Origin of the sequence: Bifidobacterium criceti, assembly GCF_002286935.1 — a bacterium.
In the GTDB taxonomy this organism is placed as follows: Bacteria; Actinomycetota; Actinomycetes; order Actinomycetales; family Bifidobacteriaceae; genus Bifidobacterium; species Bifidobacterium criceti.
Genome location: NZ_MVOH01000005.1, coordinates 18818 through 30622, shown reverse-complemented (window position 1 = coordinate 30622; position 11805 = coordinate 18818). Strand labels below are relative to the sequence as shown.

Annotated in this window: 7 protein-coding genes; 2 read left to right on the top strand and 5 right to left on the bottom strand. The window is 63.8% G+C overall.

Annotated elements, in window-relative coordinates; genetic code table 11:
• Nucleotides 1-6: 6 nt before the first annotated feature.
• Nucleotides 7-1572, top strand: coding sequence for an ABC transporter substrate-binding protein (locus B1526_RS01530; protein ID WP_095614375.1), 1566 nt, complete (start codon nucleotides 7-9; stop codon nucleotides 1570-1572).
• A gap of 126 nt (nucleotides 1573-1698) precedes the next feature.
• Entirely contained in the window at nucleotides 1699-4500 is a 2802-nt protein-coding gene (valS, locus tag B1526_RS01525; RefSeq protein ID WP_095614374.1) for a valine--tRNA ligase, read from the top strand.
• 117 nt (nucleotides 4501-4617) lie between these two features.
• Here valS and B1526_RS01520 read toward each other — a convergent pair whose 3' ends face one another.
• From B1526_RS01520 to B1526_RS01500, 5 genes are all read right to left on the bottom strand, one after another.
• The gene (locus tag B1526_RS01520; protein WP_095614373.1) at nucleotides 4618-6645 is read right to left on the bottom strand and encodes a tubuliform spidroin; all 2028 of its coding nucleotides are present in this window, start codon (nucleotides 6643-6645) and stop codon (nucleotides 4618-4620) included.
• Between the two features lie 90 nt (nucleotides 6646-6735).
• Complete coding sequence (locus tag B1526_RS01515; RefSeq protein WP_095614372.1) at nucleotides 6736-7143, bottom strand: chorismate mutase; 408 nt, start codon at nucleotides 7141-7143, stop codon at nucleotides 6736-6738.
• Nucleotides 7144-7188: 45 nt separating this feature from the next.
• Nucleotides 7189-7656 carry an Lrp/AsnC family transcriptional regulator gene (locus B1526_RS01510; RefSeq protein ID WP_095614411.1) on the bottom strand — a complete coding sequence of 156 codons (468 nt, stop codon included), beginning with the start codon at nucleotides 7654-7656 and terminating at the stop codon, nucleotides 7189-7191.
• A 191-nt stretch (nucleotides 7657-7847) separates the two neighbouring features.
• Nucleotides 7848-9749, bottom strand: a complete 1902-nt coding sequence (gene rho / locus B1526_RS01505) for a transcription termination factor Rho (RefSeq protein WP_095614371.1) — start codon at nucleotides 9747-9749, stop codon at nucleotides 7848-7850.
• A gap of 260 nt (nucleotides 9750-10009) precedes the next feature.
• Complete coding sequence (locus B1526_RS01500) at nucleotides 10010-11599, bottom strand: NAD(P)/FAD-dependent oxidoreductase (RefSeq protein WP_095614410.1); 1590 nt, start codon at nucleotides 11597-11599, stop codon at nucleotides 10010-10012.
• Between the last annotated feature and the right edge of the window lie 206 nt (nucleotides 11600-11805).

Genomic DNA, 11805 nt, shown 5'->3' with positions numbered 1-11805 from the left:
ACAGTCATGGAAGAGAAGGACACACACAGCGACGGACGCCGCGTCGCGCCATGGATCGTGTTCATGGCGACCATCGCCGTCATCGCGATCGTCGCGGCGTTCTTCATCGTACGCGCAAAACGCGGCGGCACATTGCCCGGAAGCGGCGCCGTGCAATCGCAGCAGTCGTATACGGTCGCACTCACCGACCAACCGACATCGCTCGACATCCGTACGAACGACGAACGCGGCGTCGAACAGGCACTCGTCGACAATGTCTATGAAACACTGCTGACGACAGGCGACGACGTCTCCATCGCCGCGAACCTCGTCGCACGTTGGAGTGAGACGACCGACGGCCTGCGGTACTCCTTCATCCTGCGCGACGGCCTGCGCTTCGCCGATGGAAGCGCGCTCGACGCGAGCGCCGTCGTCACATCGTTGCAGGCCATCATCACCGACCACTATGTCGGATACGAGGACCTTGGCGATGTCGCGCAAATCAGCAACCCAAGCGCGTCACAATTCACGATCACATTGCACAAGCCGAACCCACGGTTGCTGTACGCGCTCACCGGGCGCGCCGGCATCGTCTACAACATCAAGGGCGCGCACGCCGACGGCGACGGATACGCGACGCACACGTACGGTTCGGGACCGTTCACGGTCGACCGCGTCGACGGACGGTCGATCACACTCAGCCGCAACGCCGACTATTGGGGACGCCAAGCAAGCGCCGCACATGTCACACTCGCCTATTACAACTCCGACGACGCACTCGCCGACGCACTCGAACATGGTGACGCGGACGTCGCCCTTCCGCGCTCCGCGGGCGCCGCCGCACGTCTCGCGAAGAACGAATCACTCCACGTCTCCGACGGCCTCGGCATGCGCCAGACGCTCCTCGCACTCAACAGCGCACAGGAAAGCCCGTTCTCCGACGTACAGGTGCGGCAGTCCACACGGTACGCAATCGATGCGGCCGAAATCGCGAAGACACAACCCGACGCGGCGGCGCAGCTGAGCGGACCGATCGGACGGCTGCAGCCCGGGTACACCGATCTGAATGACCTGTTCCCCCACGACCCTGAAAAAGCCGCGTCGATGCGCACCTATTTCTCGTATGGGTATTTCAGACCGTTCACCGTCCTCACCGACGAACAACACCGCGCACTCGGCGAACAGATCACCGCAACCCTCACCGACGTCGTGTCGATGCCGGCTACACTCGAAGTCGTCGACACGGCGACGCTCACGAAGCGCGTCGCCGACGGCGACTACGCGTGCGCGCTCACGACGCTCGAAGGTGCCGACGGCTATATGCGGTTCGTCGACGGATCCACGATGTTCCACTACCAGAACGGCGAAGCACAACGCGCATACAACGATGCGCTCGCGAAGGCGAACTACAACGAGTACCGGGAAACGATGCGCACATTCGACACGGTCGTCAGTCAGGACGCGGCGAGCGCATGGCTCTACGAGAACAAGGATTTCGTCGCCACGAAAGCGTCCGTCGGCGGCATCCCCGCCGAGAATTCGTCATGGCGGCTGCAGCTCGCCGGGCTCACGAACGGTGTGCGCGGCAACTGAACCCAGCGAACCACAACGCGCATGAAACCGCCCGTCCGCACCGGCGTTCCGCACACCGCGAAACGCCGGCCATAGGCCGTGCGCGGAGCCGCCATGATGTCATAGACGCTTTTTAGACTGACGGTTATGACTGATAGCGAAGACATCTCCATCAGCGCCAATCTCACCCCCCTCCCCGACCGCGTAGGCGTGGACGGCCTTGAGGACAAATGGCGCAGCGTCTGGGACGAAGACGGCACCTACACATTCCACAACCCCGGCGAACGCAGCGCCGTCTACTCGATCGACACACCGCCGCCGACCGTGTCCGGCCATCTGCACGTCGGCCACGTGTTCTCGTATACGCATACCGACATCATCGCGCGCTACAAGCGCATGAACGGCTTCGAGGTCCTCTATCCGATGGGCTGGGACGACAACGGCCTGCCGACCGAGCGCCGCGTGCAGAACTACTACGGTGTGCGCGTCGATACGTCGCTGCCGTACGACCCTGATTTCCAGCCGCCGTTCGAAGGCACGGAAGGCAAGAAGATCCAGGCGAAGGATCAGGTGCCGTGTTCGCGCCGCAATTTCATCGAACTATGCGAACGCCTCACGGCGCAGGATGAGAAGCTCTTCGAGAACCTGTGGCGTCGCCTTGGCCTGTCGATCGACTGGACGCAGACGTACCACACGATCGGCGAGCATCCGCGCCGCGTCGCGCAGAAGGCGTTCCTGCGCAACCTCAAGCGTGGCGAAGCCTACCAGAAGGACGCGCCGGGCCTGTGGGACGTCACGTTCCAGACGGCCGTCGCGCAGGCTGAGCTCGAATCGCGCGAATACCCGGGCTTCTACCACCGTATCGCGTTCCGTTTCGAGGATGGCACGCCGATCTACATCGAGACGACGCGCCCCGAACTGCTTTCGGCATGCGTCGCGCTCATCGCGCATCCGGACGATGAACGCTACAAGCCGTTCTTCGGCAAGACGGTCACGTCCCCGCTCTACCACGTCGAGGTCCCCGTGCTCGCCCATCCGGCGGCCGAGAAGGACAAGGGCGCCGGCATCGCGATGTGCTGCACGTTCGGTGACATGACCGACGTCGAATGGTGGCGTGACCTGCATCTGCCGACACGTCCGATCATCCAGCGCAACGGCCGCATCATCATGGAGACGCCCGACTGGATCCAGAACGCCGAAGGCCGCGAACGCTTCGCGGCGATCGAAGGCAAGACGACGTTCTCGGCGCGCAAGGAAGTCGTCGAACAGCTTCAGGCCGCCGGTGACATGGACGGCGAACCGAAGCCGACGATGCGTATGACGAACTTCTATGAGAAGGGCGACAAGCCGCTCGAAATCGTCACCTCGCGCCAGTGGTACCTGGAGAACGGCGGCACGGACAAGCGCCTCAACGCCGAACTCATCGAACGAGGCAAGGAACTCAACTTCTACCCCGACTTCATGCGCGTGCGCTACGAGAACTGGGTACACGGCCTCAACGGCGACTGGCTCATCTCGCGCCAGCGCTTCTTCGGCGTCCCGTTCCCACTGTGGTATGCGCTCGACGAGCACGGCGAACCCGACTATGCGAACCCGCTCACGCCGGACGAGGACCGTCTGCCGATCGACCCGTCGATCGACGTGCCGGAAGGCTACACCGAGGAGCAGCGCAACCAACCGGGCGGATTCATGGCCGAACCGGACATCATGGACACGTGGGCGACGTCGTCGCTCACACCGCAGATCGTCACGAAGTGGGCGGAACCGGGCGACGAGAACGAACGGTTCTTCAAGTCGACGTTCCCGATGGACCTGCGCCCCCAAGGACAGGACATCATCCGCACGTGGCTCTTCAGCACAATCGACCGCGCCGACCTTGAAAACCACTGCCTGCCGTGGGCGAACGCGACACTCTCGGGGTGGATCCTCGATCCCGACCACAAGAAGATGTCGAAATCGAAGGGCAACGTCGTCGTCCCGAACGAACCGATCGAGAAATTCGGCGCCGACGCCGTGCGCTACTGGGCGGCATCCGCGCGCCTCGGCCTCGACGCGACGTATGACGAAGGCCAGATGAAGATCGGCCGCAGGCTCGCGATCAAACTCCTCAACGCGACGAAGTTCGCGCTCGCGATCGGACGTGAGGACGAGCAGCACCACGTCGGCGAAGCGGCGACGGCCACATGGAACCCGAAGGACGTCACCGAACCGCTCGACCGCGCCGCGATGGCGAAGATGGCGAAGGTCGTCTACGACGCGACCGAATCACTCGAGAACTATGAGCATTCGAAGGCGCTCGAAACGATTGAGGACTTCTTCTGGCAGTTCTGCGACGACTACATCGAACTCGTCAAGAACCGCGCGTACGGCACCGCGGAATCGACCGGCAACACGCCGAGCCCGCAGGCCGTGCGCTCGGCGCGCACGACGCTCGGCCTCGGCCTCGACGCGTTCGCACGCCTGCTCGCGCCGTTCCTGCCGTATACGACGGAAGAGGTGTGGAGCTGGATGCACGCGGGTGAAGGCTCCGTGCACCGTGCGCCGTGGCCGAAGCCGCTCACCTACGCGGCGGCCGCGTTCAAGGCGTCGCCCGACCTGCTCGCACAGGCCGGACAGGCGCTCACGGCGCTGCGTGGCATCAAGTCGAAGGCGAAGGTCTCGATGAAGACGCCGATCCTGTCCGTCATGCTCAACGTCAACAACGAACTGCGCGACGCGCTCGCGCCCGCGCTTGGCGACATCGCCGAAGCGGCGCGCGTGACCGGCAAGATCACGTTGCGCAAGGCGAGCGACCTCATGGAGAAGTACGCGCGTCCGAAGGACGGTGCGGACGACGGCGAGACGATGGGCGCCGATGGCAATGCGGCGCCTCAGGAAGCGGTCGAGGAGACGATCATCGTCGCCGACAGCGAACTGGGCGAACCTCCGGCGAAGAAACAGAAGCAGTGAACACGGTCCGTCACCGACGGACATGATGCGATGCATATGGTGTGGGCCCCGCGGAATTCTTCCGCGGGGCCCACACCATATTATTCATATTCATCGTGCCGTCCATCGATCAATCACTCATGTCGCCTTGTGCACGATGAGGAATCGTGTGTCGAGCACATCGGCGATGCCTGCGCGCATCGGCCCGTGCGAGAGCGCACCCGCAAGCGCGCCGCCCTGCGCCGCCGCGTCCGCCGTCGCATCGAGCGCCGGCCGCGCCGACGCGATGCGGACCGTCTCGTCGATGAGCGGCTGCGTATTCGCGGCAATGAATGTGCGCTCCCATGGATTCGCGTCGACAAGTGACATCCATTCGTCCTCGGAGATCGCCGTCGGCGACCGTCCCCTACGCGCATGCGAGGACGTGCCGTCGCCCGATGTCCCGGATGTCGTCGTACCGCCGCCGTCACCGGAACCACTGGAACCGCCGCCTATCGATGTTGTGACCGATCCCGCGTATTTCGAGATGTCGGCGGATGCGTCGTTGTCCGAAGGCGTCACGAGCGTCGACATATCCTTCACGCCATGTGCGGCCTGTGTGCGGCGCTGCGCGTCGGCGATGCGCTGCGCGCGGCGCACACGTGGTGCGCCGCCGAGCGGTTCGGCGAGCCAATGCTCGTATGCCGTGCGCATAAGCGCCGCATCGCGCATGACCGGCTGCAGCTGCGCTGAGACGGCCGCGTCGGACGTCGTGTCCGTACCGACGGACGCGATCTCATCCGGGAAGCGTTGCAGGATCTGTTCCGCTGCGTTCGCGGCGCCCGTATGCTCGCGCGCGGACGCGAGCGCCGCCATCGCCGCGTCGACGCCTTCCTTGTCCGCACCGAGCGTGCCTTCGCCGCCCTGCGCGTTCGTCGCTTCGATTGCCTGCGTGGACATTGCGTTTGCGCGGCCGACGTCGCCGCCGGTGAGGTCGTTGAGGTTCGATGTATAGACGTCGGTATACGCCATCGAATACGGGATCATCGCGCGCGACAGCTGCCCTTGGCCGTCCGCGTACATCCGCGCGCCGATGCGCGCCTGTTCGCCCGCCGTCCGTTTGAGTTCGTCGGCGAGTCCTTCCGTGCCCTGCTGCCGTATGCGGGTGATGATGCGGTCGACTTCGTCGGCGGCTCCAGTGTGCTGATGCGCGTCCGATACGTTGTTGACGGCCGTCGCGAGTCCTGTCACGGCGTGCGCGAGCGGCGTGTCGCCTTTGAGTTCGCCCGCGGTGCCCATGAGCGCCGTCATTTGCGTCTTCGTGCCGACCGATCCTGACAGATGGTTCGTGTATGAGCCGACATAGGCGGCCATGTAGTCGTGGAACGCCCGTTGGTGCTCGTCGCCGCGTTTCGCGATTTCCTGTTTCGCGAGTGTGCGTTCCTGGTCGCGCAATGCCGTCAGTGTCTTGCTGAGTGCGGCGTTCGCACCGTCGTCCGTGTGCGCGGACGCCGTGACGGAGCCGGTGAGCGCCGCCGATTGTGTCCCGAGTGCGCGCAATGCGGCGCCGTATTCGTCCGTCGATGCCGCGGACAATGCGGCGACGGTGACATCGCCCATCGAGAATTTCGTCGCGTCGATGAAGACGCGCATGTCGAGCGTTGCGCCGGGCGCGGCGGTCGACGACACGACGATCGTGTTGCCGTCATGGATGACGGCAACGTCGTCATCGGCGCTCACGTCGTTCGCGCATTGCGCGGGCACCGTGAACATCGCGAACGTACGCAGTTCCTGCGCATACCGTCGCATGTCGAGGTCGGCGAGGTCGTCGGGCGCGACGCGCACATGCACCTGGACGGTGCCGGTCGCGCCGTCGAGCGCGGCCGCATCGACGTTCGGACCGTTGAGCGCATAGTCGACGTGCACCGTCCACGGCATCCTCGCGCGCGTCGTGATCCGTGCCACGCCACCGCCCGACGTCGGTTCGACATAGTAGCGGCGCGCACCGTTCCCCGTCGGGGGGACGACGGCGAACACGTCGTGCCGTGCGAACCGCTCAGCGGCGGCGTCGGAGGAGATGGCGCGCCATGCGCCGCCGTGCGCGCCGGACGCGGCGGCGACGCATGGCGCGGCCGTGAGCGCGACGGTGAGCGCCGCCGCGCATGCATGGATCCATCGTATGCGCATGTCCCGTCTCCTTCCGCCATCCATCCTTGCCGTCCCCAGCCTACCCATGTCGTCGGGAAGTCCTCCGTCGGCGAAGCGGCGTCCCCACGGTCACGCGAAGATGTCGAGGACACCCGCGTCGCCACCCGCGTCGGCGATGCGGCGGTGCCGGTTCTTCGTCTCCGTGACGACGAATTCCCGGTACTGTTCGGCGATATGCGTATCAAGGCCCGCGCCTTGCGCGACAAGACGCAGCCGTTCCATCTGCTGTTCCTCGCGCGCGTAGTCAGCGGGTGCGAATCCGGCGCGCGCCTTGAGCGCGCCGACTTGTGCGGTCGCTTTGAACCGTTCGGCGAGAAGCGCGACGATCGCCATATCGATGTTGTCTATCGACGCGCGCAATGTGTCGATGCGCGCGACGATGCGCTTCGTCTGTGGATCATCGGATTGCGCGAGCGCATCGATGTCGGTTCCTTCTTCGCGCGCGGCGGCGCGCCAGTCATCCTCCGTGGTGGTCATGCTCCCACATTACCGTGCGGTGTGGTTAGTGCGCCGCGTGCGATATCACTGTCCGAAATAGTGATGCAGCACCATCCTCGTCACGGTGCGCGCGGGAATAGCACGTTGGATGGTGTTGAGCAGGTCCTCGAGCGCGTGGACGGATGGGACGCGCACGACAATCATGTAGTTCGTCGCACCGGACACGGCGTCACATGAGACGACTCCCCCAATGCGCCTGAGTATCGTGGGGACGGCATCGATGTCGCCCCCGTAGCGGTCGGTCGGTGTCACGTCGATGTACGCGCTTACCGGTTTGCCGGTGAGTTCGTAGTTGATGTCGGCGCGGTATCCTTCGATGACGCCACGTTTCTCAAGTTTCTGCACACGCGACTGTGTCGCGGAGATGGAGAGCGAGGCCGCTTCGGCGAGCTGTGCGAGCGTCATGCGCCCGTCTTGCTCAAGCAGTCCGAGGATGATGTCGTCCTTCTCGTCGAGCGCGGCTCCTCCACCAGCATCATTGTTCGATGTCATGACCACGCGCCTTTCCTCCTGACAGCTCTTGTTTCCACGATAGCTGTCAGGATGCGGTGCCATCAGTGTGCATACGCCGATAGCGTCGCCGGAGGACACAAATTGCAAACGTGTGCAATAACGGCCGTGCGGTGCCGATGGGTTGTCATCGGCACCGCACTCCGTCACCAACCGGGCGTGTCGGAACGCCGTCAGCTGTTCGCGTTGCCGAGCGAATTGCCGCCCTGCTGCACGATTGCCGAGAAGAAATCGCGGTTCGTCATCGTCTTCTTGAGGCGCGGCACAAGCGTCTGGTACGCCTGTTCCGGTTCGAGTCCGCCAAGCAGGCGGCGCAGGCGGTAGATGATCGGCAGTATCTGCGGATCGGTGATGAGCTCCTCGCGGCGTGTGCCGGACGCGTTGATGTCGACGGCGGGGAACATGCGCTTGTCGGCGAGTTCACGGCTCAGGCGCAGCTCCATGTTGCCGGTGCCCTTGAATTCCTCGAAGATGACCTCGTCCATCTTCGAACCGGTCTCGACGAGCGCCGACGAGATGATCGTGAGCGAGCCGCCGTTCTCGATGTTGCGCGCGGCGCCGAAGAACTTCTTCGGCGGATAGAGCGCCTGCGCGTCGACACCACCCGAGAGGATGCGTCCCGACGCGGGTGCCGCGATGTTGTAGGCGCGCGCGAGGCGCGTCATCGAATCAAGCAGCACAACGACATCCTGACCGAGTTCGACGAGGCGCTTCGCGCGTTCGATCGCGAGTTCGGCGACGGTCGTATGGTCGGCGGCCGGACGGTCGAACGTCGACGAGATGACTTCGCCCTGCACGGTGCGCTCCATATCGGTGACCTCTTCGGGACGTTCGTCGACGAGCACGACCATGAGGTACACCTCGGGGTTGTTCGTTGCGATCGCGTTCGCGATGTTCTGCAGCGTGATCGTCTTGCCGGCCTTCGGCGGCGAGACAATGAGACCGCGCTGGCCCTTGCCGATCGGCGAGACGATGTCGATGAGGCGTCCCGTCAGGCGGTTCGCCGTCGTCTCCATCTTGAGTCGTTCGTTCGGATAGAGCGGCGTGAGCTTGCTGAACTGCGGACGGCGTGCGGCTTCCTCGACGCTCATCCCGTTGATCGAATCGATTGACTGCAGCGGCACGAACTTCTGGCGCTGGTTGCGGCGGTCGCCTTCATGCGGCGCGCGGATCGAGCCTTTCACCGCGTCGCCCTTGCGCAGGCCATACTTCTTGATCTGACCCATGCTCACATAGACGTCGTTCGGCCCCGGAAGGTATCCGGACGTGCGAATGAACGCATACGAATCGAGCACATCGACGATGCCGGCGACCGGGACGAGGTCGTCACGATGTCCGTTCACGTCGTCGTGCCGGTTCTCGTTGTCGCGTCCGCGTCCGCGGCGGTTGCCGCGGTCGTTGCGGTTGCTGCGGTCATTGCCCCGTTCCGCGCGTCCGCGGCGGTTCTCAGGCTGCTGCGGCTCGTCATGTCCATGCGATGGCACACCCGGGAGCGAGTCGAGGATCTCGTCGAGGTCGACGTTCTCGGTCTGATGCGCTGGCATGCGGCGGCGGCGCGGCGCGGCGTCGTCATGGCCGTGGCGTGCAGCGCGCTGCTCGGCGCCTTCGCCGCGGTGTGCGCGGCGCTTCGGCTGTTCGTCGAGGTTGAGCGAATCAAGGAGCGACGATTGCTGCGCGTCCGTGTCCTCGTCACCACGGCGCTTGCGCACACGGCGGGCCGTGACATGCATTTCCATGTTGCTTTCCGGCTTCGGCGCATCGACGGCGATTTTCTTCGATTTCGCCGACGCGTCCTGCGCGCGCACGGCACTCGCCGGGGGCGCCGGCTGTTCGACGGCTGCATCGGTCTGCTCGGCGGCCGGGTTCTTCACCGATTCGGCGGATGTGTCGGATTTGCCGGGCTTCGGTGCGCGCACGGTGACCCCCGCCGGCGCGGTTTCGCCGTTGCGCGCGGCCTGCAGCGTTGCAAGCAATGCGCCCTTGCGCATCGTCGAGACTCCGCGCAGACCCATCTGCTTGGCGAGTTCCTTGAGCTCAGGAAGCTTCATGTCTTCTAGTTTCGAGGTTGTAGCCACTTGGTTGTGCCTTTCTTCGGCCATGCTTGCAATACGTCGCCATGGCTTAACACAGGGGTTGCGAATATATGAACGGTGCGAAGCGCTGATGTCGGCGTCATATGTTCGCGAAAAGGAAACGCCCGAATCCGTATCGGACGCTATACACAATAACCGCAACGCACGACGAGCAGCGCGTCACGGCATGCCTGCCGTCGGCATCGGCGTATGGAAACGCGATGGGCGGCCCCGCGTGTGCGGGGCCGCCCATCGCGGCGGCGTCATTTGGCTTCGTGGTAGGACTTGTCGGTGTTGACCGACCAGATGTTCTCCTTCGAGGCTTTGCCGGTCTTGATGTTGCCGACCGCCTCGATCGCCGTCGCCATCGAATGGTCCATGTTGTTGTAGCGGTGCTGCCCGTTGCGTCCAACGCAGTACAGGTTGCCGAAGGAATCGAGGTAGTCGATCACGGACGGCATCTCGTCATACGTGTCGAAATACGCGGGATACGCCTTCTTGACACGTTCACGGTGCGAGTCGAGCACTTCGTGCGTCCCGTTGATGACGCCCATGCGCGTGAGCTCGCTTATCGCGAAGCGCGTCGCCTCGTCATCGGTCATGTTCCAGAAGTCGTCGCCTTCCTCGCAGAAATATTCGAGACCGATCCAGACGGTGTCGTCGACGTCCTTGACGAGGTACGGGCTCCAGTTGTTGAAGATCTGCAGGCGGCCGACCTTGTATCCCGGGTCCTGCACATAGATCCAGCAATCCGGCACGATCGGCGGGTTGCCGAGCGTCGGGATATCGGTCGTGTTCTTGAGCTTGAGGTGCTTGACGAGGAGGCCGACCGTCACGAAGTCGCGGTACGGCAGGCCTTCGGCGACGCGGACGATGTCCTTCGGCGCAGGCTTCGCGCCGTTGTCGATCGCTTCAACGAGGTCCTTGATCGGCATCGACGAGATGAAATCGTCCGCTTCGAGCGTCGTGCGCACGCCGTGCTCGTCCTCATACACGAGCGATGCGATCGCGCCGTCGCGTTCGTTGAGTTCGACGACCTTCGCGCCTTTGATGATCGTCACGCCCGCGTCCTCGGCGTTCTTCGCGACCGTCTCCCACAGCTGCCCCGGTCCGAGCTTCGGATACCAGAACTCCTCGATGAGCGACGTCTCGACCTCTTCGGCGTTGCGCTTCTTCGGCAGCACCTTCTGGAACGCGTTCTTGAGCACGCCCATGATGCTCAGACCCTTGACTCGCTGCGAGCCCCAATCGGCCGAGATGACCGACGGATGGCGGCCCCACAGCTTCTCGGTATAGCCTTCGAAGAACATCGAATAGAGCTTGCGGCCGAAACGGTTGATGTAGAAGTTCTCGAGATTGTCCTCCGGGAGCTTGTGGAAGACCGATTTGAGGTATGAGCATCCTGCGACGACGGTGAGCTTCGGGCCCATCGCCTTGAGCGTGTTCATCGAAAGCGAAATCGGATAGTCGAAGAAGTGCTTGTTCCAGAAGATGCGCGAAACACGGTGGCGCTTGAGCATGACCTTGTCCGTCTTCTCCGGATCGGGGCCGCCGGGCTCGAGGTCATGCGTGCGGCCGAGCTTTTTGTCGTCGTATGACGGCGCGCCCTGCAGCGGAAGCGTATCCTCCCACCAGCGCATGATGCGCTCGTCCTTCGAGAAAAAGCGGTGGCCGCCGATGTCCATACGGTTGCCGTCATGCTTGACGGTGCGCGCGATGCCGCCGAATTCCTGCGATTCCTCGAGGACCGTTACATCGTATTTGTCCGCGCCGCCGTCCTTGATGAGTTCCCAGGCGGCTGTGAGACCGGCGGGGCCGCCGCCGATGATCACTACGGTTTCCTTGTCAGACACGTTCGCGTTCTCCTTCAACACTGGTTGATGATGAAAGTCATCTCTGAATCATTCGTATGACGTATCCTGTCACAGGACAGCGCACAAGCCATGATGATGGCATCTCCAGCCAGTCTAACGGCCCCCATGTCCATCCTCGGTGTTCCGGGCTTCCCTTACCATCTCCCTGTGTCTCGGACACATGAGCGCGCGGCACAACCAGGCAT

Coding starts and splice junctions, on each gene's coding strand:
- B1526_RS01530 (WP_095614375.1), top strand. CDS start 7: ATGGAAGAGAAGGACACACACAGCGACGGACGCCGCGTCGCGCCATGG.
- B1526_RS01520 (WP_095614373.1), bottom strand. CDS start 6,645: ATGCGCATACGATGGATCCATGCATGCGCGGCGGCGCTCACCGTCGCG.
- valS (WP_095614374.1), top strand. CDS start 1,699: ATGACTGATAGCGAAGACATCTCCATCAGCGCCAATCTCACCCCCCTC.
- B1526_RS01515 (WP_095614372.1), bottom strand. CDS start 7,143: ATGACCACCACGGAGGATGACTGGCGCGCCGCCGCGCGCGAAGAAGGA.
- B1526_RS01510 (WP_095614411.1), bottom strand. CDS start 7,656: ATGACATCGAACAATGATGCTGGTGGAGGAGCCGCGCTCGACGAGAAG.